Origin of the sequence: Streptomyces sp. NPDC048424, from assembly GCF_040651555.1 — a bacterium.
GTDB lineage: Bacteria > Actinomycetota > Actinomycetes > Streptomycetales > Streptomycetaceae > Streptomyces.
In genome coordinates this window covers 1-24,442 of sequence record NZ_JBEZKE010000023.1, presented here as the reverse complement: position 1 = coordinate 24,442, position 24,442 = coordinate 1, and the positions used below count along the sequence as shown (strand labels likewise).

Sequence of the window (24,442 nt, the reverse complement as noted above, 5' to 3'; positions counted from 1 at the left end):
GACGGCCTGCCTGCACCGCCTCCGCCCCTTTCGCCCCGTACCGTCTGACATGTGCTGCGAACCGCTCTCGTCACCGGCTCACTGATCGTCAGCAGCCTGCTCCCGCAGGCCCCCGCGCCCCTGCCGTCCCGGCTCGCCGACACCGGCGGCGGCAGTCAGCTGATCATCGCCGTCGCGCCCGCTCCCGGATCCACCACCGGCCGGCTGACCTGGTGGGACCGGTGGTCCGGGGGCTGGCACGAGGCCGGCAGCGCACCCGCCCGCTTCGGGTCGAACGGCCTCACCGAGGGCGCGACCCGGACGCAGGGCACCAGCACCACGCCGACGGGGCTGTACGCACTCCCGTACGCCTTCGGGATCCGGCGGGCGCCGGCCGGCACGGAGGTCCGCTACCGGCGGGTGCGGGGCGACTCCTGGTGGTGCCAGGACAACGCGTCCGCCCACTACAACCAGTGGGTGGAGCCGCTGCCCGCGGACTGCGCGCCGGGCGAGGCCGAGCACCTGGTGACGTACGAGAAGCAGTACGCGCACGCGCTGCTCATCGACTTCAACTACGAGCGGCCCGTGCGCGGCCGGGGCGCCGGGATCTTCCTGCACGTCAACGGCAAGGGCGCGACGGCCGGTTGCGTGTCCGTGCCCGAGCGGGCCATGCGGGAGATCCTCCGCTGGGCGAACCCGCGCCGCCACCCGCACATCGCGATCGGCACGCAGGACGGGCCGCTCGCCGTCACCCGCTACTAGATCCCTTGGCTTCGGGCTCGTCCTCGTCGGCGGCCCGGTACTCGTACGCGTCCTCCCACCAGACCTTGTCGTCCAGCCACTCGTCGTCCTCGTCCTCGTCGCCCTCGTCTTCCGCTTCGGCGACCTGGTCGGCGCCGCGCCCCGTGGTGCGGTCACCGATGCTCCGCAGCACGAGGAGCCGCTGCTCTTCGTCCAGCGCCGCGAAGGCCGGGTGCGGCTCGGCGCGGATCAGGTCACCCAGCGGGTCGCCGCACTCCGTCCGGGCCCGGACCTCCCTGTGGGCCTTCTCGGCGAACGCCAGCGCCGCCAGGCCGACGGCGGCCACCGCGGCGCAGGCCCATTCCCGTACGCCGTGCGGGCGCTCGGCCACCAGCAGCACGCTCGCCAGGACCCAGAAGAACATCACCAGGACGATGCCCACGCAGCCGCAGCAGGCCAGCAGCTTGTTCCCCTCGCCGTCCGGCATCCTCGGGAGATCGGGCAGCAGGGCGTCCCGTTCGTTCCGGTACGCGCTGCGCCGCCGCAGGTATTCCTCGTCGCACCAGTCGATCCAGCCGATGGACACGGGCTCGGGATCGTGGCGGCGGACGGCGTCCAACAGGGCGGCGGGCAGCGGGTGGACGGGCGTGCGGGCGGGGTCGCGGCCCTCCTCGGTCAGGAACGCCGCTCCTTCCCCGTCGATCCGGAGGCACCCGTCGAGGAGGAGTTCGGCGGCCGCCGCCTCGGTCGCCTCGTTCCGCAGCAGGGCGGCGTGGTACGGCTCCGGGTCGACGGTGGCGACGAGCCGGAGGATCTCGCGGCGGATCCGGACCCGGCGCCGCCACCGCAGGGCGAGGGGCCCGTACACGGCGGCGGTCACGAGGGACACGGATATGGCGAGGACGAATCGGAGCACGCGCCGAGGCTATGTCGGCCGGCCCCGCCGCGGCACCGGATTTCCGGCGCCCCGGACCTCCCGGCTCAGCCCTCCTTCTGCGCCAGCCTCAGGAGGTGGTCGGCGAGGGCCTGGCCGCCCGCCGGGTCCCGGCTGATCAGCATCAGGGTGTCGTCGCCGGCGATCGTGCCGAGGATCGCGCGGAGTTCGGCCTGGTCGATCGCCGAGGCGAGGAACTGCGCCGCACCCGGCGGGGTGCGCAGGACCACGAGGTTCGCGGAGGCCTCCGCCGAGATCAGCAGCTCCCCGGAGAGGCGCCGCATGCGCTCCTCCTTCGCGGACTCGCCGAGCGGTGCCTGCGGGGTGCGGAAGCCGCCCTCGCTGGGCACCGCGTAGATCAGCTCGCCACCGGTGTTGCGGATCTTCACCGCGCCCAGCTCGTCGAGGTCGCGGGAGAGCGTCGCCTGGGTGACGCTCAGCCCGTCGTCGGCGAGCAGCTTGGCCAGCTGGCTCTGGGAGCGGACCGGCTGCCGGTTGAGGATGTCCACGATCCGGCGGTGTCGCGCGGTGCGGGTCTGCGGGACGGCCTGTCCGACTTGCTCGTTGTCCTGCGCCTGGCTCATCGTCGTCTCATTCTTCGGATCCGTCCCCGTTGGCTGCGTCGAGGATGCCGGGCAGCGCCCGGAGGAACGCGTCGGCCTCGGCCTCGGTGAGTACGTACGGGGGCATGAGCCGTACGACGTCGGGGGCGGGCGCGTTGACCAGGAAGCCGGCATCCTGAGCCGCCTGCTGCACCTGGGCTGCGAGCGGCTCGGTCAGCACGATACCCAGCAGCAGGCCGGCGCCCCTGACGTGGGAGACCAGCGCGTGCCCCGAGGACTCGATCCCGGAGCGCAGCCGCTCGCTCCGGGCCTTGACCTGGTCGAGCAGCCCCTCGGAGGCGATGGTGTCGATCACGGCGAGTCCGGCGGCGCAGGCGACCGGGTTCCCGCCGAAGGTGGTGCCGTGCTGGCCGGGCTGGAACAGGTCGGCCGCGGCCCCGAAGAGGGCCACCGCGCCGATCGGCAGTCCGCCGCCCAGCCCCTTGGCGAGGGTGACGATGTCGGGCTCGACGTCCTCGTGGGCCTGGTGCTCGAACCACTGGCCGCACCGGCCGATGCCGGTCTGGACCTCGTCGAGGACGAGCAGGGTGCCGGCGGCGCGGGTGATCTCGCGGGCGGCCGTCAGGTACCCGGCCGGGGGTACGACCACCCCGTTCTCGCCCTGGATCGGCTCGATGACGACGAACGCGGTCTCCTCGGTGACGGCGGCCCGCAGGGCCTCGACGTCGCCGAAGGGGACGTGCGTGACGTCGCCCGGCAGCGGCAGGAAGGGTTCCTGCTTCTTCGGCTGACCGGTGAGGGCGAGGGCGCCCATGGTCCGGCCGTGGAAGCCGCCGTCGGTGGCGACCATGTGGGTCCGCCCGGTGAGCCGGCCGATCTTGAAGGCGGCTTCGATCGTCTCGGCCCCGGAGTTGCAGAAGAAGACCTTGCCGGGGCGGCCGAAGAGCTGCAGCAGCCGCTCGCCGAGCGCGACGACCGGCTCGGAGATGAAGAGGTTGGAGACGTGGCCGAGGGTGGAGACCTGCTCGGTCACGGCCGCCACGACCGCCGGGTGGGCGTGGCCGAGCGCGTTGACCGCGATCCCGCCGACGAAGTCGGTGTACTGCTTGCCGTCGGCGTCCCAGACCTGGGCGCCCTCGCCGCGCACGAGGGCGAGGGCGGGGGTTCCGTAGTTGTTGGTCAGCGCGCCCTGCCAGCGCGCGCCGTACTCCTGGTTGCCGCTGCCCTTCGTCATTCCGCTCCCCCTGGCTGTTGTCCGGGCTGTGGGTCGGGCACGACCATCGTGCCGATGCCCGAGTCCGTGAAGATCTCCAGCAGGATCGAGTGCTGGACCCGCCCGTCGAGCACGCGGGCGGTGTTCACGCCGTTGCGCACGGCGTGCAGGCACCCCTCCATCTTGGGCACCATGCCGCTGGACAGCTCGGGCAGCAGCTTCTCCAGCTCGCTGACGGTGAGCCGGCTGATGACCTCGTCGCTGTGCGGCCAGTCCGCGTACAGGCCCTCGACGTCGGTGAGGACCATCAGCGTCTCGGCGCCCAGCGAGGCGGCGAGCGCCGCGGCCGCCGTGTCGGCGTTGACGTTGTAGACGTGGTGGTCGTCGGCGCTGCGGGCGATGGAGGAGATGACCGGGATGCGGCCGTCCGAGAGCAGCGCCTCGATCGCGCCGGTGTCGATGGCGGTGATCTCGCCGACCCGCCCGATGTCGATGACCTCGCCGCCGATCTGCGGGCTGTGCTTGGTCGCCGTGATGGTGTGGGCGTCCTCGCCGGTCATGCCGACGGCGAGCGGCCCGTGCTGGTTGAGCAGTCCGACCAGCTCGCGCTGGACCTGGCCCGCCAGGACCATCCGTACGACGTCCATGGCCTCGGGGGTCGTGACGCGCAGGCCGGCCTTGAACTCGCTGACCAGGCCCTGCTTGTCGAGCTGGGCGTTGATCTGGGGGCCGCCGCCGTGCACGACGACCGGCTTGAGGCCGGCCTGGCGCAGGAAGACCACGTCCTGGGCGAAGGCCGCCTTGAGGTCCTCGTCGATCATGGCGTTGCCGCCGAACTTGATGACGACGATCTTGCCGTTGTGGCGGGTGAGCCAGGGCAGGGCCTCGATGAGGATCTGCGCCTTGGGCAGGGCGGTGTGCTTGCGGGCGGTGCCGGGCTGGCCGGCCTTCTCGTCGCTCATGAGGAGTACGCGCTGTTCTCGTGGACGTAGTCGGCGGTCAGGTCGTTGGCCCAGATGACGGCCGACTCGGCGCCGGTGGAGAGGTCGGCGGTGATGCGGACCTCGCGGTCCTTCATCGAGACCAGGTCGCGGTCCTCGCCGACCGAGCCGTTCTTGCAGACCCACACGCCGTTGATGGCGACGTTGAGGCGGTCCGGGTCGAAGGCCGCCTTGGTGGTGCCGATCGCGGAGAGCACCCGGCCCCAGTTCGGGTCCTCGCCGTGGATGGCGCACTTGAGCAGGTTGTTGCGGGCGATGGACCGGCCGACCTCGACCGCGTCGTCCTCGCTGGCCGCGCCGATGACCTCGATGCGGATGTCCTTGCTTGCGCCCTCGGCGTCGCCGATCAGCTGGCGGGCCAGGTCGTCGCAGACGGTGCGCACGGCCTCGGCGAACTCCTCGTACACCGGCACCTGGCCGGAGGCGCCGGAGGCGAGCAGCAGCACCGTGTCGTTGGTGGACATGCAGCCGTCGGAGTCGACCCGGTCGAAGGTGGTGCGGGTGGCGGCGCGCAGCGCCTTGTCGAGGGTGGCGCTGTCCAGGTCGGCGTCGGTGGTGAGGACGACGAGCATGGTGGCGAGGCCGGGGGCGAGCATGCCCGCGCCCTTGGCCATGCCGCCGACGGTCCAGCCTCCTTGGGAGACGGTGGCCGTCTTGTGCACGGTGTCGGTGGTCTTGATGGCGATGGCGGCGGCCTCGCCGCCGTCCTCGGACAGCGCGGCGGCCGCGGTCTCGATGCCGGGGAGCAGCTTGTCCATGGGCAGCAGGACGCCGATCAGGCCGGTGGACGCGACCGCGACCTCCCCGGCGTTGAAGTCCTCGCCGAGGACGGCGGCCACCTTCTCGGCGGTGGCGTGGGTGTCCTGGAAGCCCTTGGGGCCGGTGCAGGCGTTGGCGCCGCCGGAGTTCAGGACGACCGCGCCGACGGTGGCGCCGCGCAGGACCTGCTCGGACCAGTGCACCGGGGCGGCCTTGACGCGGTTGGAGGTGAAGACGCCCGCGGCGGCCAGACGCGGTCCCTTGTTGACCACGAGGGCCAGGTCCGGGTTGCCGTTGGCCTTGATCCCGGCGGCGATGCCCGCTGCCGTGAATCCCTGTGCTGCCGTGACGCTCACGGTGCGACTCCGATCGTCGAAAGGCCCAGGCTCTCGTGAAGCCCCAGGGCGATGTTCATGCTCTGCACCGCGCCGCCGGCGGTGCCCTTGGTGAGGTTGTCGATGGCGCTGACGGCGATGATCCGCTGGGCGGAAGCGTCGTAGGCGACCTGGACGTGGACGGCGTTGGAACCGTGGACGGACTTGGTGGACGGCATCCGGCCCTCGGGAAGCAGGTGGACGAACGGCTCGTCGGCGTACGCCTTCTCGTAGGCGGCGCGCAGCGATTCGGCGGTGGTGCCGGGGAGGGCCTTGGCCGAGCACGTGGCGAGGATGCCGCGCGCCATGGGCACGAGGGTCGGCGTGAAGGAGACGGAGACGCGCTGGCCGGCGATGGGGCTCAGGTTCTGCACCATCTCGGGCGTGTGCCGGTGGCCGCCGCCCACGCCGTACGGGGTGACCGAGCCCATCACCTCGGCGCCGAGCAGGTGCGGCTTGAGGGCCTTGCCCGCGCCGGAGGTTCCGGTGGCGGCGACGATCACGGCTTCCGGCTCGGCGAGCTGGGCCTGGTAGGCGGGGAAGAGCGCGAGGGAGACGGCGGTGGGGAAGCAGCCGGGGACGGCGATGCGCTTGGTCCCCTCCAGCGCGGCGCGGCCGCCGGGCAGCTCGGGGAGGCCGTAGGGCCAGGTCCCGGCGTGCGGGGCGCCGTAGAAGGCGTCCCAGTCGGCGGAGTCCTTGAGCCGGTGGTCGGCGCCCATGTCGACGACGAGGACGTCCTCGCCGAGTTCGGCGGCGACGGCGGCGGACTGGCCGTGCGGGAGTGCGAGGAAGACGACGTCGTGGCCGGCGAGGGCCTGGGCGGTGGTCGCCTCCAGGGTGCGCCCCGCGAGCGGCACGAGGTGTGGCTGCAGGGAGCCGAGGAGCTGTCCGGCGTTGGAGTTGCCGGTGAGCGCGCCGATCTCCACTTCGGGGTGCGAGAGCAGGAGGCGCAGGACTTCCCCGCCCGCGTACCCGCTCGCTCCGGCCACCGCTACACGTACCACCATCGGACCCTCCTCATCGATGGCATGACTATACGTACGTCCGCACGTTTATGCAATGTTTTGGATCTCGGCGGGAGGGACGCGCGGGAGGATCCGGCGCCTGCGGCGCCCTACGGAAGATGTCTAGCAGGAAAGGGCCCGCCCCGGCGGCGATTCCGCCGGTCGCGTCGGCCCGTGGCGGGAGCCGTCCCGTCGACGAGACGGTGTCCGAACCCCCGCGTTTTACGCCGGGGCCTGCAGGGAGAGGTACCAGCGGCGCGCCCAGCCGGTGAGGGTCAAGGTGGACAGTGGCCGGACGTCCACGTTCCAGTAGGTCAGCGGGGGCGCCTGCAGTGCGTAGACGAGGGCCGCCCGGACCACCGAGGGCTCGGCCACCGCCACGATCGCGCCGCCGTCGTCGGCGGGGCGGGTGTCGAGCCAGCCACCGATGCGGGAGATGAAGGCGAGCAGGGACTCGCCTCCGTGCGGGGCGGCGCGCGGATCGCTGAGCCACAGGTCCACCGCGCCGGGTTCGCGGGCGGTCACCTCGGCCAGGGTCAGCCCCCGCCAGCGGCCCATGTCGCACTCGCGCAGCGCGGGCTGCGCGAGGGGCGCGTACCCGAGGGCCTCGGCGGTGGCCCGGCTGCGCGGGGTCGGCGAGCAGTAGCGCAGCTCGGCAGCGCCCAGGGGCACGAGGTCCCGGGCGGCGGACTCCACCGACCGCCAGCCGGCTCCGTCCAGCGGGCGGTCGTCGTCGAAGCGCTCGGCGAGCAGCGAGGAACTACGGGCTGCGGCAACGAGCGAAACCCGAACATGCATGCGGTGATGGTGAGCTGCGAACGGCCGGGGGTCAAGCTTTCCGGAACGAGGCAGTCAGCGGGCCTGGACCGCTAGCCGCCCAGGCTCGCCCGCAGCCGCTGGACGGCCTCCACCAGCTCCCCCGGCCCCGACACCCCGGCGAAGCTCAGCCGGACGTACGGGCCGGGCGGTTCGGCGCAGAAGTACGGGCGGCCGGGGGCCACCGCGACCCCGGCGCGCAGGGCCGCCGCGGCGAAGGCCGCGTCGTCGGCGCCGTCGGCCATCCGCAGCCACAACTGGTATCCGCCCGAGGGAAGGTGGTGCAGCGTCAGCCCGGGCAGCTCCCGCCGCAGGGCCCCCGCGAGCACGTCCCGCCGGTGCCGCAGCTCGGCGGCCACGGTGCGCAGGTGGCGCGGCCAGGCGGGCGCGCCGACCAGTTCGAGGGCGGCCTCCTGCAGCGGCCGGGGAACGAAGAAGCTGTCCACGACCTGGATGGCGCGCAGCCGGTCCACCACCGGGCCCCGGGCGGCCAGCGCGCCCACCCGCAGGCTGGGCGAGGTGGCCTTGGTCAGGGACCGGACGTGCACGACCACCCCGTCGTGGTCCTCGGCGGCCAGTGTCACGGGCAGCGGACCGGCGTCGTCGTGGGCCAGGGCGCGGGCGTAGTCGTCCTCCACCACGAAGGCTCCGGCGGCGCGCGCGATCCGCAGCACCTCGGCCCGCCGCGCGGGAGCCAGTACCGCCCCGGTCGGGTTCTGGAACAGCGGCTGGCATACGAACACCCGCGCACCGGTCGCCTCGAAGGCGGCGGCCAGCAGCTCCGGCCGCACCCCCTCGGCGTCCACCGGGACGGGCACGGGCCGGCATCCGGAGGCGCGGGCGATGGCCAGCAGCCCGGGGTAGGTCGGGGATTCCACCAGGATCGGCGCCCCGGGCGGGGCCAGCGCCCGCAGGGCCGTGGTGAGGGCGCTCTGCCCGCCCGCGGTGACCAGTACGTCGGCGGCCGCGACGGCCCCGCCGATCTCGCGGGCGAACCAGTCGCGGAGCTCGGGCAGCCCCTCCATGGGCGGCCGGTCCCAGGCACCGGGGCGCCGCCCGGCCCGGGCGAGCGCGGCCGCCATGGCCCGCTCGGGCTGGATGGAGGCGTGCAGGTAGCCGCTGTTGAGCCCGATCACCCCGGGCGGCGGTGCGGCCAGACAGGCCAGCACCCCGGAGGCGTCGACGGAGCGCGGCACGATCTCGCCGGGGGCCTCCGCGCTGAGGGCGACCTCCTGCCAGGAGGTGTCCCCGGGCGCGGCGGGCGCCGTGCGCGGGGAAGCGCGGAAGACGCCGGCGCCGGGCCGGGTGACGACGAGGCCCTCGGCGGCGAGCTGCGCCAGGGCCCGGGAGACGGTGACGGGGCTGACCCGATAGCGCTCGACCAGGGCCCGGCTCGACGGGAGCTTTCCACCCACCGAGTAGCGGTTGAGCTCGGACCGCAGAGATTCCGCCAGTTCCGCCACACTGCTACGCTCGTACATGACAGCACAGAATAGCGCTACTCTCCCGAAGTCGATAGCGGTCAAAAGTCCGGTGGGCCGCGGTACCGCCCTCGCCTCACTGGGCGTCCTCGCCTTCTCCCTGACCTTCCCCGCCACCGCGTGGGGCCTGGAGAGCTTCGGGCCGTGGTCCCTCGTCGCCCTGCGCAGCGTCCTCGCCGCCGTCATCGCCGGAGCCTTCCTGCTGGCCCGCCGGGTCCCGCTGCCCGCCCGCGAGCACTGGGCCGGCCTCGCCGTGGTCGCGGGCGGGGTGGTCGTCGGCTTCCCGCTGCTCACCACCCTCGCGCTGACGACCTCCACCACCTCGCACGCCGCCGTCGTGGTCGGCCTGCTGCCGCTCACCACCGCCGCGCTGTCCGCGCTGCGCACCGGCGCCCGGCCCTCGCGCGCCTTCTGGGCGGCGGCCCTCGCCGGGGCCGCGGTCGTCATGGGCTTCACCCTCGCGCAGAGCGGCGGCGCCCTCTCGGCCGGCGACGCCTACCTGTTCGGCGCCCTGCTCGTCTGCGCCGCCGGGTACACCGAGGGCGGGCGCCTCGCCCGGACCCTGCCCGGCTGGCAGGTGATCGGCTGGGCGCTGGTCCTGTGCCTGCCGCTCAGCCTGGCCGGCTCCGCGCTCGGGCTCGCGTACGAGCCGGTGCACCTCGGCGGGCACGGGCTGGCCGGACTGGTCTGGGTGGCGGCCGGCTCCACCTTCCTGGGCCTGTACGTCTGGTACCGGGGCATGGCCGAGATCGGCGCACCGCGCGCGAGCCAGCTCCAGCTCGCCCAGCCGCTGCTGACCCTGGTCTGGGCGGTGGCGGTGCTGGGCGAGCGGCTCACCCCCGCCGCGCCGGTCGCCGCCTGCGCGGTCCTCGTCTGCATCGCGGTCACCCAACGGGTCAAATAGCCCCAGTACGACCTAAACTGCTAGCACCGGATCGGACCGCCACCGAGGAGGTCAGTTATGCGCGCGACCGAGGGCGACCAGCTGGTGCAGCACGGCAGGATCGTCGGACAGCAGGACAAGGTGGGCGAGATCACCCAGGTCCTGGGCGAGAACGGAACCCCCCCGTACCGGGTCCGTTTCCAGGACGGACACGAGGCCCTGATGGCACCCGGACCCGACTGCACGGTCCGCCACCCCGAAGAGCAGGCGCACTGAATCAGCGCGGGGACGCCGCCGACTGGTAGTGGTCGGCGACCACCCGGGCCATCGCTCCGTTGGGGTCCGCGGCCACCTGCTTCGCCGAGAAGTAGACGTGGCCGCGGACCTCCGGGTGTCCGGCGGCGAGGCGCAGGTGCTTCGACAGCTCCCCCGGATCGCGCCAGGCCGCGGTGGTGCTGTCCGCGTCGCAGCGGTACAGCGCCTCCCCCACGTACAGGTCCACGCCCGTGCCCGCCACGGTCCGCGCCCACCAGGGCACGACGTCGGCGTAGTCGGCGGTCGGGTGGCCGATGTGCCAGTACGCCTGCGGCACGATGTAGTCGATCCAGCCCTCCCGGACCCACTTGCGGGTGTCCGCGTACAGGTCGTCGTAGGTCCCCAGGCCGGCCCGCGTCGGCGAGCCGAGCGGGTCGCGGTCGGAGTTGCGCCAGACCGCGAAGGGGCTGATGCCGAACCGGACCGCCGGGCGCAGCGCCCGCAGCCGCGCGGACATCTCCTGGACCAGGGTGTCGGTGTTGTGGCGGCGCCAGTCGGCGCGGGACGCGAAGGAGCCGCCGTGCTCCTCGTACGCCTCGTCGTCGTCGAAGTACTCGCCCTCCGCCGGGTAGGGGTAGAAGTAGTCGTCCCAGTGCACCGCGTCCACCGGGTAGCGGGTGATGGCGTCGAACATGGCGTCCTGCACGAAGCGCCGCACCTCGGGCATGCCGGGGTTGTAGTAGAGCTTGCCGCCGTACTCGACGGTCCAGCCGGGGTTGCGCCGGGCCGGGTGGGCGGCGGCCAGCCGGTCGAGGTCGGTGTGGTTGGCCACGCGGTACGGATTGAACCAGGCGTGCAGCTCCAGCCCGCGGGCGTGCGCCTCGGCGACCGCCGTGCCCAGCGGATCCCAGCCGGGATCGACCCCCTGCTCGCCGGTCAGCCACTGCGACCAGGGCTCCAGCTTCGAGGGCCAGAACGCGTCGGCCGCCGGCCGGACCTGGAGGACCACCACGTTGAGCCGGCGCTTGACCGCGGCGTCGAGGAGCCGCAGCAGTTCCGTGCGCTGCCGCGCCGCGGAGAGCCCGCTCTCGGAGGGCCAGTCCACATTGGACACGGAGGCGATCCACATCCCCCGGAACTCCGCGGTGGCGGCCCGGGCGGAGAGCCCGGCGGACGTCCTGCGCGCCGCCGCGGCGGCAGGTCCCGAGGTGGCGGCCGCGATCACCCCCACGGCTCCGGCCAGCAGTGCCCGTCGGCCGATGTACGTCATGTGACATCTCCGTTTCGCTGAGTGACATTGCATGGTGCCCGCTCAGCATGCCCGCCCCGGCCCGCCGCCCGGCGCAAGGTCGGGAGTAACGTCGGGGGGCGTGGCGGGCGCCGGAATCATACGGGGGACCCGCCGACGGAGAGCTGCGAAAGGCACGAAGTGACTGACCTCCCTTCCGACATCACACGGGTCGGCGTAGTGGGCTGTGGCCAGATGGGCGCGGGTATCGCCGAGGTGTGCGCCCGCAGTGGCCTTGAGGTCAAGGTCGCCGAGACCACCGGCGAAGCCCTGGAGATCGGCCGGACCCGGCTTCACAACTCCCTGACGAAGGCCGCCGAACGCGGCAAGATCACGGAGGAGGAGCGGGACGCCGCCCTCGCCCGCCTCACCTTCACCACCGACCTCGGCGAGTTCGCCGACCGTGACCTCGTCATCGAGGCGGTCGTCGAGAACGAGCAGGTCAAGACGGAGATCTTCCAGGTCCTCGATCAGGTGATCACCCGTCCGGACGCGATCCTGGCCTCCAACACCTCCTCGATCCCGCTGGTCAAGCTGGCCGTCGCGACCTCGCGGCCCGACCAGGTCATCGGCATCCACTTCTTCAACCCGGCCCCGGTGCAGAAGCTCGTCGAGCTGATCCCCGCGCTGACCACGGGCGAGGAGACGGTCAAGCGGGCCGAGGCCCTGGTGCGGAACGTGCTGGGCAAGCACGCGGTCCGCGCCCAGGACCGCTCCGGCTTCGTCGTCAACGCGCTCCTCGTCCCGTACCTGCTGTCCGCGATCCGGATGTTCGAGTCGGGCATCGCGAGCCGCGAGGACATCGACAACGGCATGGAGCTGGGCTGCGCCCACCCGATGGGCCCGCTCAAGCTGTCCGACCTGATCGGCCTGGACACCATCGCCTCGATCGCCGACTCGATGTACGCCGAGTACAAGGAGCCCCTCTACGCCGCTCCCCCGCTGCTCCAGCGGATGGTCGACGCGGGCCGCCTGGGCCGCAAGACGGGCGCGGGCTTCTACCCGTACGCCTGATCCCCTCCGCTGCCCCCTACGGCTGACCGAGCCGCAGGTGGTGCAGCAGGAGCAGCCCGGCCGCCATGTTGGCGGCCGGGATCTCCCCGCGCGCGATCATGTCCGGCACGAGTTTGAGCGGGACCCATTCCCGGCGCGAGGACTCGAACGCGTCCTCGGGATGGCCGATGTAGGTGGCCCCCTCCGCCCAGTAGAGGTGGTGGCGGGCGTCGGTCAGCCCGTTGGACGGCTCGACGGTCATCAGGTGGTGGAGCGGGCCGGGCCGCCAGCCCGACTCCTCCTCCATCTCGCGCGCCGCCGCGACCGCGATGTCCTCGCCGTCCTCGACCACCCCGGCGGGCAGTTCCCAGCCCCAGCTGTCGGTGATGAAGCGGTGCCGCCACAGCAGCAGCACCTCGTTGGCCTCGTTGACGGCCGTGGCCACGGCGACCGGACGCAGCCGGATCACGAAGTGGTCCAGGTGCCGGCCGTCGGGGAGTTCCACATCGGCGAGATTCACGTCGAACCAGCGGTTCTTGTACACAGTCTGCTCACTCAGGTTCATCCACTGCACGGCTGTGCCACCTTCCGTTCGAGTAGGTGGCAAACATGGCAGCAGCTGACCCGTCACAGCGGAACGCGCAGCGCCCCGTCGATGAGCTGTGCGGTCTCCTCCGCGCCCGAACAACCGCTGGTCAGCAGCTGTTCACGGACCGCCCGCAGCCGGTCGCGCAGCCGCAGCGACTCCATCCCCTTGGCCCGCTCGGCCATTTCCGCCGCGGACGCCGCGGCCCGGTCCGCCTCGCCCTGGCGCAGCTGGATCTCGCACAGCATCGCCAGCCGGTGCACCCGCCCGCGGTCGTGGGCCGGGGTGCCGACGGCGGCGGCCGCCTGGACCCGGGCCGCTTCCAGATCCCCCAGACTGAGCAGCGCCTCGGCGACCTGGACGTTGACGAGCCCGGGTTGTACGTAGCCGGTCTCGTCGGGTTCGGTGCCCGGGCGGATCCGCTCGGCGGCCGCCTCGGCGTTGCGGATGCAGGCCAGCGCGGCCCCGGTGTCGCCGAGTTGGGCGTACGCCTTGGCCTGCATGGCGTACAGGTCGGCGGCCAGCGCCGGGGTGGTGTGCGGGCCGGCGGCGCGCAGCGCGGCCTCGGCGAAGGCGACGGCCTGGCGGTACTCGCGCAGGTGCAGGGACTGGTTGACGATCAGCGCGATCACGTACGCCCCGAGCCCGCGGTCCCCGCTCGCCTTGGCCAGGCGCAGCGCCTGGTGGAAGTAGCGCTGGGCGAGCCCGTGGGCGTCCGAGTCGTACGCGCAGATCCCCGCCACCGCCACCAGGGACCCGGTGGCCCGGTGCAGTTGGCGCCCGAGGGCGTCGGGGTAGCTGCCGCGCAGCATGGGCGCCGTCTCACTGCCCAGGAAGCGGACGATCCGGTCCCGTGTGGCCACCCCGCCGGCCCGGCGGTACATCAGCTCGTAGTGCGCGCGGGCGGACTTCAGGATCTCGATGTGCTCGGGACCGATCCGGTTCGGGCCCTCGCGGGAGACGTCCGCGTCCTCGGGCGGGTTCTCCCATTCCCAGACCGGGATCACGGCGGGCGTTCCGGTGACCGCCTCGGCGGTGAGCAGCTGGGGCCGGGCCTGCCCGTCGGACCGCCACAGGGCGGCGGCGCGGTCCACGAACCCGCTGAGCGGGGAGGCGTGCAGGGAGACGGGCCGGTCCGCCGCCCCGAGCCCGATGTCGTCCAGCCCGAGGGGGCGCCGCAGCCGGCCGCCGAGCACCTCGCAGATCAGGTCGGGGACCTGGCCCCGGGGCCGCTGGCCCTTCAGCCACCGGGCCACGGCGGTGTGTTCGTAGCGCAAGGCGAGTCCGCGGGTGCGGCCCGCCTGGTTCACGTAGGCGGCGAGTCCGGCATGGGACATGCCCGCCTCGGCGAGGAGGGCGTCGAGCAGGACATTGGGCTGCATGGGCCGCTCCAAGGGCTCGTCGGACTCAGGCTAGTGGGTGCGCGGTTCACACGGGGTGTGAACCGAGTACGCGCATAAATGCGATGCGCACTCTGCCGCACGGGCCGCCGTGGGCGCTTCACTTAAGGGCCTCGCCAAGAGGCGGCTCGGGTCGTCGGCTCCCCCTCGTACAGTGCGACGACCCGCACCGCGCCGCCCGTCCTGCTGTCTGCCCGACACTCCACGGCAGGCGGGCGGCGCGTTCCGGCTCCGCCGGCGCCCGGTTGGTCGCCGGGCCACGGCGGAGCCGGCCCCCCGGCACCCGGCCGGTCAGGACCGGTCGTTGCGGAGCACCAGCAGGGCGACGTCGTCGGCGAGCCGCCCGCCGGTGTGCCGGAGCAGGGCCGCGTGCACGCCCGCGACCAGCCGCGCGGGCGTCCGCGGGGCCGGGGCCTGCGCGAGGACGCTCCGCAGGGGGAAGAACGCGCCGGCGGCGTTCCGGGCCTCCTCGGCGCCGTCGGTGTGCAGGAACAGGGTCTCCCCGGCCCGCAGTTCCCCCACCGGGTGCGGCCGCGCTTGCGCCGGTACGGGCACCACCCCGAGCGGGGGCAAGGTCTCGCCGTCCAGCGCCTGCACGTGCGCAGCCCGCTGCGCGGAGCCTCCCACGCCCCGCCCCTTCCCGAAACCGGGCTCCGCCCGGACCCGGTCCTCAATCGCCGGACGGGCTGGAAGATCCAGCCCGTCCGGCGATTGAGGCGCGGGGTCCGGGGCAGAGCCCCGGCTGCGCGGAGCGCAGTGTTCTGGGCTCAGCAGGTACGGCCAGGGGTGGCCGCAGTTCAAGGCCAGGAGGGTGCCGTCCGAGCCGATCTGGAGGAGCAGGACGGTCACGAACTCCTCGGCCGAGGGCGACTGCGGCTCGTCGGCACAGACGGCCGGATGCTCCGCGCGCGCCCGGTCCCGCAGGTGCCGGTCCAGCGCCCGCTCCATCCGCCGCAGGACGCCGCCCAGCGTCACCTCGTCGTACGCCGCCTCGCGGAAGGCCCCGAGCACGGCCGCCGCCGCACCCAGCGCCGGCAGCCCGTGCCCCCGTACGTCGCCGATGACCACCCGCACGCCGTGCACCGTCGGCAGCGCCTCGTACAGGTCTCCGCCCACCGCCGCGCCCCGGCTCGCCGAGAGCTGCGCCGCGGCCGACGTCAGGCCGTCGATCCGCCCCGGCAGCGGCCGCAGCAGCGCCCGCTGCGCGGCGCCCGCGATCTCCTGCGAGCGGCGCAGTTCGCCCAGCAGCCCGCGCCGGATGTGCAGGGCCCAGCCGGTGGCCAGCAGCAGGAAGGCCGCGCAGGTGGCCAGGCTCGGCGCCAGCCGCCCCGGGGTGGCCAGCTCCCAGGACACCGCGGCGCCGCCCCAGGCCACGACGCACACCCGGCGCAGCTGGGGCGTCTCCCCGCGCGTGATCATCCGTAGGCTCCCCTCAGGCCGGATCGATTGTGTCGACCGACCGGCGCCCCGGACACGGGCCTCCGCCCTTCTCACCCGAACGAGTGAGGGCGCATCCGGTGGTCCGGATGCGCCCTCAACTGGCCTTACACGGGTGCGACTACGCGCCCCGGAGCACCGCCCCGGTCCGCTCGCCCGCCAGCGCCACCGCCGCGTCACGCGCGGCCGTGGACTCCTCGGCGGTCAGCGTCCGGTCGGTCGCGCGGAAGCGCAGCGCGTACGCCAGGGACTTCTTGCCCTCGCCGACCTGCTCACCGGTGAACACGTCGAACAGCCGCAGCGACTCCAGGAGTTCGCCCGCGCCCTTGCGCAGCGCGGCCTCCACGGAGGACGCCGGAACCGACGCGTCCACGATCAGCGCGACGTCCTGGGTCGCCACCGGGAAGGTGGAGATCCGGGGCGCCTGCAGGGCCTCGCCGCCGGCCGCCGCGAGGCGGTCCAGGTCGAGCTCCATGGCGCTGGTGCGGGCCGGCAGGCCCATCGCCTTGACCACGCGCGGGTGCAGTTCGCCGGCGTGGCCGATGACCTGCTCGACGCCGTCGATGGTGACGACGAGCTCGGCGCAGCGGCCCGGGTGCCAGGGGCCGTACTGGCCCTGGCGGACGACGAGCCGCGCGCCGGCCTCGACGGCCAGCGAGCGGGCGGCCTCGACCGCGTCCGCCCAGTCGGCCGGACGGCCCTTGCCCCACCAGCCGGCCTGCTCGCGCGCACCGGCCAGCACGACCGCGGCGTACCGCGGCTGCGCGGGCAGGGCCGCGTTCAGGGTGGCGATCTCCTCGTCCGTGGGACGCCGGTCGACGGGCAGCCGTACGGCGACGCCCGGCTGCGCGGCGGCCCGGAAGACCGAACCGGTCTCGAAGAGCGCGAGGTCGTGGCTGCCCCGGCTGTCGTTGCGGCGCAGCGCGCCGAGCAGACCCGGCAGCAGCGTGGTGCGCAGCGCCGGCTCCTCGTCGGAGATCGGGTTGACGAGCTTGACCACCTGGCGCGACGCGTCGTGCGCCGGGAGCTGGAGCTGGTCGAAGACGCCCTCGCCGATGAAGGGGTAGCTCAGCGCCTCGACGTAGCCCGCGCCGGCCAGCGCGCGGCCGACCCGTCGGTGCAGCTGCTGCCGGGCGGTCAGACCGCGGCCGGAGGGCACCTGCGGGAGGGTCGACGGGAGGTTCCCGTAGCCCTCCAGCCGGATGACCTCTTCGGCGAGGTCGTTGGGCGCGGCGAGGTCGGGCCGCCACGAGGGGACGGTGACGACGAGCTCGTCCTGGCCGTAGACGTCGCAGCCGATCTCCTGGAGGCGGCGCACGACGGTCTCGCGGCCGTACTCCATGCCGGCGACGCGGTCCGGGTGGTCCGCGGGCATGGCGATGGTGCGCGGCGCGCCCGGGGCGATGACCTCGGTGACGCCCGCCTCGGCGGTGCCGCCCGCGAGGAGCACGAGCAGGTCGACGGTCCGCTGCGCGGCCGCGGCGGCGGCCTGCGGGTCGACGCCCCGCTCGAAGCGCTTGGAGGCCTCGGAGGAGAGCTTCATGCGGCGGGCGGTGCGCGAGATCGACACGGAGTCGAAGTGCGCGGCCTCGATGACCACCTCGGTGGTCCCCGTGACCTGGCCGGTCTCGGGGTCGGTGACGGAGTCGGCGATCTCGGTGTTGGCGCCGCCCATGACACCGGCGAGCCCGATCGGGCCGCTGTTGTCGGTGATCACCAGGTCCTCGGCGTCGAGCGTGCGCTTGACGCCGTCGAGGGTGGTGAACTTCTCGCCCTGCTCGGCACGGCGGACACCGATGGTGCCCTCGATGCTGGAGCGGTCGTAGGCGTGCAGCGGCTGGCCGAGCTCGAGCATCACGTAGTTGGTGATGTCGACGGCGAGCGAGATCGGGCGCATGCCCGCCTTCTGCAGGCGACGGGTCAGCCAGATCGGGGAGCGCGCGTCGGGGTCGAGACCGGTCACCGTGCGGGCCGTGAAGCGGTCGCAGCCGGCCGGGTCGTCGATCTTGACGGGGTAGCCGTACGAGTTCGGCTGGGGCACGTCGAGCAGCGCCGGGTCGCGCAGCGGCAGGCCGTAGGCGGTGGCGGCCTCGCGGGCCACACCGCGCATGGACATGCAGTAGCCGCGGTCCGGGGTGATGTCGATGTCGAGGACCTCGTCGACGAGCTCCAGGAGCTCGATCGCGTCGGTGCCGACCTCGTGCTCGTGCGGCAGCACGATGATGCCGTGCGTGCCGTCGTCGCCCATGCCCAGCTCGTCGCCGGAGCAGATCATGCCGTGCGAGGTGCGGCCGTACGTCTTGCGCGAGGCGATCGCGAAGTCGCCGGGCAGCACGGCGCCGGGCAGGACCACGACGACCTTGTCGCCGACGGAGAAGTTCCGGGCGCCGCAGACGATCTCCTGCGGTTCGCCGGTGCCGTTGGCCTGGCCGACGTCGACCGTGCAGAAACGGATCGGCTTGCGGAAGCCCTCGAGCTCCTCGATGGTCAGCACCTGGCCGACGACGAGCGGGCCCTTGAGACCGCCGCCGAGCTGCTCGACGGTCTCGACCTCGAGGCCGGCGTCGACCAGCTTGGCGGCCACGTCACGGCCGGTCTCGCCCGCGGGCAGGTCGACGTACTCCCGCAACCAGGAAAGCGGGACGCGCATCAGATCTCACTCCCGAACGGCCGGGTGAAGCGAACGTCACCCTCGACCATGTCTCGCATGTCTTCAACGTTGTGACGGAACATCAGCATCCGCTCGATGCCGAACCCGAAGGCGAACCCGCTGTACTTCTCGGGGTCCACACCGCAGGCGACGAGCACCTTGGGGTTGACCATGCCGCAGCCGCCGAGCTCGATCCAGCCCTCGCTGGAGCAGGTACGGCACGGGCGGTCGGGGTTGCCCACCGACTCGCCGCGGCACACGTAGCACTGCATGTCCATCTCTGCGGACGGCTCGGTGAAGGGGAAGAAGTGCGGACGCAGGCGCGTGGTGGTGCCCTCGCCGAACAGCTCCTGGACCATGTGGTCCATGGTGCCCTTGAGGTCCGCCATGGTCAGGCCCTCGTCCACGGCGAGCAGCTCGACCTGGTGGAAGACCGGGGTGTGCGTCGCGTCGAGCTCGTCGGTGCGGTACACCCGGCCCGGGCAGACGATGTAGACGGGGGGCTTGCGCTCCAGCAGCGAGCGGGCCTGCACCGGGGAGGTGTGGGTGCGCAGGACGACACCGGACTCGTCGCCCTCGGTGCCCTCGGGGCCCCGGACGAAGAAGGTGTCCTGCATCTGGCGCGCCGGGTGGTCGGGCGTGAAGTTGAGGGCGTCGAAGTTGAACCACTCCGCCTCGACCTCGGGCCCCTCGGCGACCTCGTACCCCATGGCCACGAAGATGTCCGCGATGCGGTCCATCAGCGTGGTCAGGGGGTGCCGGGCGCCGGCGGGGACGCGGTCGTAGGGCAGCGTGACGTCCACGGCCTCCTCGACCAGCACCCGCTCGTCGCGCTCGGCTTCGAGCTCGACCGTGCGGGCCCCGAAGGCCTTGTTCACGGCGCCGCGGGCCTGGCCCACGAGCTTGCCCGCGGTGGCCTTGGCCTGCGGGGGCAGAGCGCCGATCTCGCGGTTGGCGAGCGCCAGGGGCGAGCGGTCGCCCATGTGCGCGGTCTTCGCCTCACGCAACGCGTCGAGGTCGCCGGCGGACGCGAAGGCGGCGAGCGCCTCGTCCCGCATGCGCTCGATCTCTTCCGGTTTCAGTGCCTCGACCTCGACAGGGTCGTACGACTTGTTCGGTGCCGACATCTCTTCCCGTACTTCCGATGGCTGGCTGGTGGGTCCCCGTACGGCGCGATCAGACCGATCGACACAGAGACACAAAGGTGCCAAAGGACGAGTCTAAAGGTCGCTGGGGGTGAAGGAGCCCGTGGGCCGTCTGGCGAGATGCTCAGCAGGGCTACTGCGTGAGGTACGCCGGGGCGCTCACGGGCAGGATAAATCGGAATTCGGCGCCGCCGCCGGGGCCGCGGCCGACCGTGATGGTGCCGCCGTGGGCCTCCACGATGCCCTTGACGATGTACAGGCCCAGGCCGGTGCCGCCGCGCTTGCTCCCCCGCCAGAAGCGGGTGAAGACGCGGCCCATCGACTCCTCGGGGATCCCGGGGCCTTCGTCGGACACGGTGACGGCGGTTCCCTTCTCATGCGGCGATACCCCGATGGTGACCGTTCCCTCCCCGTGGCGCACCGCATTTTCGAGGAGGTTGCCGAGGATCTGGTCGATCTTGTCCGGATCGGCCCACAGATCGGGGAGCGGACGGCTGACGCTCACGAGGAACCGCTCGGGGGCCTGGCCGTTCGCCGTGAGCGCCTGTACGTGGCGGCCGACGGCGGTGGCGATGTCGACGGGCTGGCGGCGCACCTCCAGGCGGCCGGAGTCGATGCGGGAGATGTCGAGGAGTTCGGCGATGAGGCGGGTGACGCGGTTGGCGTCGGCGTCGACGGTCTCCAGCATCAGCCGCTTCTGGTCGTCGGTGAACCGTTCCCACTTGGCGAGCAGGGTGGCGGTGAAGCCCTTGACGGAGGTCAGCGGGGAGCGCAGCTCGTGGGCGACGGTGGCGATGAGCTCGGCGTGGCTGCGCTCGGTGCGGCGGCGCGCCTCGGTGCCCCGCAGGGTGACCACGAGGCGGCGCAGCGGGCCGGTGGGGTGGGTGCGGACGTAGCTGGCGGAGACCAGCACCTCGCGGCCGCCGGGGAGCAGCAGGTTCCGCTCGGGCTGTCCGCGGCGGGTGGCGAGGCCGCCGTAGGGGTCGGTCAGCGCCCACCAGCGGCGGCCTTCGAGGTCCTCGAGCGGGAGCGCGCGGTCGATGCGGGCGCCGAGGGCCTGGGCGGGGTCGGTGGCGGTCATCCGCGCGGCGGCCCGGTTGAAGCAGATGACGCGTCCGGTGTGGTCGGCGACGACGAGCCCGTCGGGGAGGCAGTCGGGGTCGATCCCGAAGCCGAGCCCCTCACCGGTGTCGTCGCCGCCAGGGAACGTCCCGACCGCCCGGACCGTTCCGCGGACCGCTGCCGCCGGGGAGCCGGCCTGCGACGGTACGGAGCGCCGCGCGCGGGCGGCGCGCCCTGCGGCTTCGGCTTCGGCCCGGGCGCCGGTGACGGCGTCCGCGGGTCCGCCCGGACGGGCGCCGGCCGGGGCCTGCGGCGGGACGCCGGCCAGCGCGTCGGCCCGCGGCGGGACCTGGGCGGCGCCGGGTCCGGCCGGCACCGGTGGTCCGGCTGTCGTGCCGGTCCCCGGTGAGCTGTTCGTACCGACGGTCATGTCCCCGTACCCCACATCTCCGAGTAGCGCAGTGGGCCCCCGGGCCGCCACATTACTAGCTGGGGGTCACGGAGCGGCACCCTCCGGGCGCCCGCTGTGCACGCGCGGACGCGTAGAGACACACGGCGGCGGCCGTCGCGAGGTTCAGGCTCTCCGCCTTCCCGTGGATCGGGACCCGCACCACGGCGTCCGCCAAGGCCCTGGTCTCCTCGGGCAGGCCCCAGGCCTCGTTGCCGAAGACCCAGGCGGAGGGCCCGCCCATGGTGCCCGCGTCGAGCTCGGCGTCGAGGTCGTCCTCGCCCGCGCCGTCGGCCGCGAGGATCCGTACGCCGGCCGCCCGCAGGCCCTCGACGGCCTGCTCCACCGGGACGCCGACGGCGACCGGGAGGTGGAAGAGGGAGCCCACGGAGGCCCGTACGGACTTGGGGTTGTAGAGGTCCACGGAGGCGTCGGTCAGCACCACCGCGTCGGCGCCGGCGGCGTCCGCGCAGCGCAGCACCGTACCGGCGTTGCCGGGGTCACGGACGTGCGCGAGGACGGCGACGAGCTTGGGCCCGGACTTCAGGATCTCCTCGAACGGGGAGTCCAGGAAGTGGCAGACGCCGACGAGGCCCTGCGGGGTGACGGTCTGCGAGACCTCGGCGAGCACCTCGTCGGAGGCGTAGTGCACGCGGGCACCCGCGTCCAGGGCGGCGTCAATGATCTCGGCGTAGCGCTCGGCCGCCTCGACGGTGGCGAACAGCTCGATCAGGGTCGACGCGCCGGTGGGTCCGCGGTGCTCGACGGCCTCGCGGACCGCCTGCGGGCCCTCGGCGATGAACCGGCGCTCCTTGGTGCGGAAGTTGCGCCGCGCCAGTCGCCTGGCGGCGGCCACCCGCGGGGATCGGGGGGAGATCAGCTCGGCGGGGTGACCCAGGTCAGCCATGGTCTCTGCGGTTCTCTCTCGGGGGTGCGGGGCGCACGGGCGCGGGCGGGTACGGAGCACGGGCGGGTACGCGGCGCGCGGAGCGCGGGCGGTACGGAGCCCGCGGGCGCGGGCGGTGCGGGCGGTGCGCCCCTGCGGTGCGGGGAAAGCACTCGGACCCGCAGGCGAATCGCCTGCGGGTCCGAGAGTGCCGACTGCTTACGCGGCCGGCCAAGCCTTACGCGGCGGCCTTGGGGGCGTTGACGTCGGCCGGAAGCGCCTTCTGCGCGACCTCGACCAGCGCGGCGAACGCGTTGGCGTCGTTGACGGCCAGCTCGGCGAGGATCTTGCGGTCCACCTCGATGTTGGCGGCCTTCAGACCCTGGATGAGGCGGTTGTACGTCATGCCGTTCTGGCGGGCAGCGGCGTTGATGCGCTGGATCCACAGCTGACGGAAGTCGCCCTTGCGCTTCTTGCGGTCGTTGAAGTTGTAGACCAGCGAGTGGGTGACCTGCTCCTTGGCCTTGCGGTACAGGCGCGAACGCTGACCGCGGTAGCCGGAGGCCGCCTCGAGGATTGCCCGGCGCTTCTTGTGGGCGTTTACTGCCCGCTTGACGCGTGCCACTTTTTAACTCCTTGTAGCGGGGCCGTGGGTGTCTTCACACGGCCCGAATTCGATGGGGTCCCGGTCTTGACGTCCCGCTCCCCCGAGGGGAGCGGAGGACATCAGATGCCGAGAAGCTTCTTGATCTTCGCGGCGTCGCCGGGGGCCATCTCCGCGTTGCCGGTGAGGCGGCGGGTGACACGGGACGACTTGTGCTCGAGCAGGTGGCGCTTGCCGGCGCGCTCGCGGAGCACCTTGCCGGAGCCGGTGACCTTGAAGCGCTTCTTGGTACCGCTGTGCGTCTTGTTCTTCGGCATGGCGCCGTTATCTCCTCGTCGGTGGCGCTCCCACCGGTCCGTTGCGGGACCGGCTCGCGGGAGCGTCATGTTGTGTCGGTGATCCGAGACGGGCTGCCTCGGGATCAGGCCTCGGCGTTCGTCTCGTCGGCGGGGGCCTCGGTGACGTCGGCGGAGGCGACCTCGGTGGTCTCCTCGACCTCGACGGCGGCGTCCTCGGAAGGAGCCTCGTCGTCGGCGTGGGCGACACCCTGGCGCTCGGCCTTGCGGGCGGCCTGCGCCTCGCGGGCTTCGGCCATCGCCTCGGTCTTCTTCTTGTGCGGACCGAGGACCATGATCATGTTTCGGCCGTCCTGCTTCGGGTTCGACTCGATGAACCCGAGGTCCTCGACGTCCGAAGCGAGACGCTGCAGCAGTCGGTAGCCGAGTTCCGGCCGGGACTGCTCGCGACCACGGAACATGATCGTGATCTTGACCTTGTCGCCCTGCTTGAGGAACCGAACGACGTGACCCTTCTTGGTGTCATAGTCGTGCGGGTCGATCTTCGGCCGGAGCTTCATTTCCTTGATGACCGTGTGCGCCTGGTTCTTGCGCGCCTCACGGGCCTTCATGGCCGACTCGTACTTGAACTTGCCGTAGTCCATGAGCTTGCAGACCGGCGGGCGTGCGGACGCCGCGACCTCGACCAGGTCGAGGTCGTACTCCTGCGCGAGCTCAAGCGCCTTGGCAAGCGGCACGATGCCGACCTGCTCGCCGCTGGGACCGACAAGCCGTACCTCGGGAACGCGAATCCGGTCGTTGATGCGGGGCTCGGTGCTGATGGATCCTCCTCGGTAGCACCACACGACTGCCTGGCAGACAGCCGCTGACGTGTATTTCCGTCAGACCGACCACAGCGGGAAACCAAAAAAGCCCCGCCGGGCACAGGCAGGGGCTCCAATACAACCGGAACACCGTCGCGTGCGAACCGCGGGGCGTAGACTCGGGCAGCTTTCCATCGTCCGTACGGAACGATGGATGCCGCCTGACCGGTGACCCGCCGCCCCGGAGGACGGTCAGGTGGGAGAAACGGAGCCTCCACTTGTGGGCCGGGCACAGAAGTGTCCGGCCGGTCGATGTACATACTAGCACCCGCGTTGCAAGCCCGCCGCACGGCATATCGTGGGGCTCATGACTGACGCGACACCCTCCACCGACCCCGCTGCCGACGGCTCCCCCGACTACGACGCCATGACCCGCGACATCGCGGACGTGCCCGCCGTCGAGGTGATCACCACGGTGGCCGTGCACCTGCTGAGCGCCGCGGCGGTCAACCTGGGCCTGGACAAGCCGGACTCCGAGCACAAGGACCTCGACGAGGCCCGCAAGCTGATCACGGCCCTGGCCGGCCTGGTCACGGCGAGCGCCACCGAGATCAGTTCCTTCCACGCCGCCCCGCTGCGCGACGGCCTGAAGTCGCTCCAGCTGGCCTTCCGCGAGGCCTCGATCGTTCCGGACGAGCCGGGCCAGGGCCCGGGCGAGAAGTTCACGGGTCCCGTCTTCGCCTGATCGAGCGCGTACGACGCGTAAGAACGCGAGAAGAGAAGAGGAGAGGCGGGTCGCACGGGGGCTTCCCGTGTGACCCGCCTATGTGCAGGACGGCGG

Annotated in this window: 24 protein-coding genes; 5 read left to right on the top strand and 19 right to left on the bottom strand. The window is 72.8% G+C overall.

Translation table 11 applies throughout. The features are described 5' to 3' along the window. Nucleotides 1-54: 54 nt before the first annotated feature. Nucleotides 55-741, top strand: coding sequence for a L,D-transpeptidase family protein (locus AB0D29_RS27680; protein ID WP_362858048.1), 687 nt, complete (start codon nt 55-57; stop codon nt 739-741). Here the strand turns inward: AB0D29_RS27680 and AB0D29_RS27675 are convergent. The 8 genes from AB0D29_RS27675 to AB0D29_RS27640 all read right to left on the bottom strand — a co-directional run bounded on the left by AB0D29_RS27675 (nt 728) and on the right by AB0D29_RS27640 (nt 8,865). Beyond that, nucleotides 728-1,636 carry a hypothetical protein gene (locus tag AB0D29_RS27675; RefSeq protein ID WP_362857937.1) on the bottom strand — a complete coding sequence of 303 codons (909 nt, stop codon included), beginning with the start codon at nt 1,634-1,636 and terminating at the stop codon, nt 728-730. The genes AB0D29_RS27680 and AB0D29_RS27675 overlap by 14 nt on opposite strands. 65 nt (nt 1,637-1,701) lie before the next feature. Further along, nucleotides 1,702-2,238 (bottom strand): arginine repressor, encoded by a 537-nt coding sequence (locus tag AB0D29_RS27670; protein WP_030706175.1) that lies wholly within the window; start codon nt 2,236-2,238, stop codon nt 1,702-1,704. 7 nt (nt 2,239-2,245) lie between these two features. After that, nucleotides 2,246-3,451: an acetylornithine transaminase gene (locus tag AB0D29_RS27665; RefSeq protein WP_362857936.1), complete on the bottom strand. Its 1,206-nt coding sequence runs from the start codon at nt 3,449-3,451 to the stop codon at nt 2,246-2,248. Further along, the gene (gene argB / locus AB0D29_RS27660; protein ID WP_362857934.1) at nt 3,448-4,392 is read right to left on the bottom strand and encodes an acetylglutamate kinase; all 945 of its coding nucleotides are present in this window, start codon (nt 4,390-4,392) and stop codon (nt 3,448-3,450) included. Before argB ends, AB0D29_RS27665 begins: the two co-directional genes overlap by 4 nt. Next, nucleotides 4,389-5,546: a bifunctional glutamate N-acetyltransferase/amino-acid acetyltransferase ArgJ gene (gene argJ, locus AB0D29_RS27655; RefSeq protein ID WP_362857932.1), complete on the bottom strand. Its 1,158-nt coding sequence runs from the start codon at nt 5,544-5,546 to the stop codon at nt 4,389-4,391. Before argJ ends, argB begins: the two co-directional genes overlap by 4 nt. Then, nucleotides 5,543-6,571 carry an N-acetyl-gamma-glutamyl-phosphate reductase gene (argC, locus tag AB0D29_RS27650; RefSeq protein WP_362857930.1) on the bottom strand — a complete coding sequence of 343 codons (1,029 nt, stop codon included), beginning with the start codon at nt 6,569-6,571 and terminating at the stop codon, nt 5,543-5,545. Before argC ends, argJ begins: the two co-directional genes overlap by 4 nt. A 219-nt stretch (nt 6,572-6,790) precedes the next feature. Further along, a complete protein-coding gene (locus AB0D29_RS27645) occupies nt 6,791-7,366 on the bottom strand; it encodes a histidine phosphatase family protein (protein ID WP_362857929.1) in 576 nt (191 codons plus the stop codon). Between the two features lie 71 nt (nt 7,367-7,437). Then, nucleotides 7,438-8,865, bottom strand: a complete 1,428-nt coding sequence (locus AB0D29_RS27640; RefSeq protein ID WP_362857928.1) for a PLP-dependent aminotransferase family protein — start codon at nt 8,863-8,865, stop codon at nt 7,438-7,440. On the opposite strand from AB0D29_RS27640, the gene AB0D29_RS27635 reads away from it, so the two are divergent. Together AB0D29_RS27635 and AB0D29_RS27630 are read left to right on the top strand one after the other, a co-directional pair. After that, a complete protein-coding gene (locus tag AB0D29_RS27635) occupies nt 8,864-9,769 on the top strand; it encodes a DMT family transporter (RefSeq protein ID WP_362857926.1) in 906 nt (301 codons plus the stop codon). The genes AB0D29_RS27640 and AB0D29_RS27635 overlap by 2 nt on opposite strands. Nucleotides 9,770-9,826: 57 nt before the next feature. Then, entirely contained in the window at nt 9,827-10,024 is a 198-nt protein-coding gene (locus AB0D29_RS27630; RefSeq protein WP_362857925.1) for a DUF1918 domain-containing protein, read from the top strand. A gap of 1 nt (nt 10,025) precedes the next feature. Here AB0D29_RS27630 and AB0D29_RS27625 read toward each other — a convergent pair whose 3' ends face one another. Continuing rightward, nucleotides 10,026-11,273 carry a family 10 glycosylhydrolase gene (locus AB0D29_RS27625; RefSeq protein ID WP_362857923.1) on the bottom strand — a complete coding sequence of 416 codons (1,248 nt, stop codon included), beginning with the start codon at nt 11,271-11,273 and terminating at the stop codon, nt 10,026-10,028. A gap of 159 nt (nt 11,274-11,432) precedes the next feature. Between AB0D29_RS27625 and AB0D29_RS27620 the strand changes: the two genes are divergently transcribed. Next, nucleotides 11,433-12,305: a 3-hydroxybutyryl-CoA dehydrogenase gene (locus AB0D29_RS27620; RefSeq protein WP_030706157.1), complete on the top strand. Its 873-nt coding sequence runs from the start codon at nt 11,433-11,435 to the stop codon at nt 12,303-12,305. A gap of 16 nt (nt 12,306-12,321) precedes the next feature. Here AB0D29_RS27620 and AB0D29_RS27615 read toward each other — a convergent pair whose 3' ends face one another. From AB0D29_RS27615 to infC, 10 genes are all read right to left on the bottom strand, one after another. Then, entirely contained in the window at nt 12,322-12,858 is a 537-nt protein-coding gene (locus AB0D29_RS27615) for an NUDIX hydrolase (RefSeq protein ID WP_030706155.1), read from the bottom strand. A gap of 53 nt (nt 12,859-12,911) precedes the next feature. Continuing rightward, nucleotides 12,912-14,252 (bottom strand): transcriptional regulator, encoded by a 1,341-nt coding sequence (locus AB0D29_RS27610; RefSeq protein ID WP_362857922.1) that lies wholly within the window; start codon nt 14,250-14,252, stop codon nt 12,912-12,914. A gap of 309 nt (nt 14,253-14,561) precedes the next feature. Next, a complete protein-coding gene (locus AB0D29_RS27605) occupies nt 14,562-15,689 on the bottom strand; it encodes a PP2C family protein-serine/threonine phosphatase (RefSeq protein ID WP_362857921.1) in 1,128 nt (375 codons plus the stop codon). Nucleotides 15,690-15,828: 139 nt separating this feature from the next. Beyond that, a complete protein-coding gene (pheT, locus tag AB0D29_RS27600; RefSeq protein ID WP_362857919.1) occupies nt 15,829-18,357 on the bottom strand; it encodes a phenylalanine--tRNA ligase subunit beta in 2,529 nt (842 codons plus the stop codon). Continuing rightward, nucleotides 18,357-19,484 (bottom strand): phenylalanine--tRNA ligase subunit alpha, encoded by a 1,128-nt coding sequence (gene pheS, locus AB0D29_RS27595; protein WP_362803345.1) that lies wholly within the window; start codon nt 19,482-19,484, stop codon nt 18,357-18,359. Before pheS ends, pheT begins: the two co-directional genes overlap by 1 nt. A 151-nt stretch (nt 19,485-19,635) precedes the next feature. Beyond that, a complete protein-coding gene (locus AB0D29_RS27590) occupies nt 19,636-20,994 on the bottom strand; it encodes an ATP-binding protein (RefSeq protein ID WP_362857917.1) in 1,359 nt (452 codons plus the stop codon). Nucleotides 20,995-21,049: 55 nt separating this feature from the next. Further along, nucleotides 21,050-21,910: an RNA methyltransferase gene (locus AB0D29_RS27585; protein ID WP_362858047.1), complete on the bottom strand. Its 861-nt coding sequence runs from the start codon at nt 21,908-21,910 to the stop codon at nt 21,050-21,052. Nucleotides 21,911-22,136: 226 nt separating this feature from the next. Continuing rightward, complete coding sequence (rplT, locus tag AB0D29_RS27580; protein WP_007263143.1) at nt 22,137-22,523, bottom strand: 50S ribosomal protein L20; 387 nt, start codon at nt 22,521-22,523, stop codon at nt 22,137-22,139. 101 nt (nt 22,524-22,624) lie between these two features. Then, entirely contained in the window at nt 22,625-22,819 is a 195-nt protein-coding gene (gene rpmI / locus AB0D29_RS27575; RefSeq protein WP_030012385.1) for a 50S ribosomal protein L35, read from the bottom strand. Nucleotides 22,820-22,923: 104 nt separating this feature from the next. Further along, nucleotides 22,924-23,643: a translation initiation factor IF-3 gene (infC, locus tag AB0D29_RS27570; protein ID WP_037805393.1), complete on the bottom strand. Its 720-nt coding sequence runs from the start codon at nt 23,641-23,643 to the stop codon at nt 22,924-22,926. Between the two features lie 325 nt (nt 23,644-23,968). On the opposite strand from infC, the gene AB0D29_RS27565 reads away from it, so the two are divergent. Next, the gene (locus tag AB0D29_RS27565; RefSeq protein WP_362857916.1) at nt 23,969-24,346 is read left to right on the top strand and encodes a DUF1844 domain-containing protein; all 378 of its coding nucleotides are present in this window, start codon (nt 23,969-23,971) and stop codon (nt 24,344-24,346) included. Nucleotides 24,347-24,442: the final 96 nt, after the last annotated feature.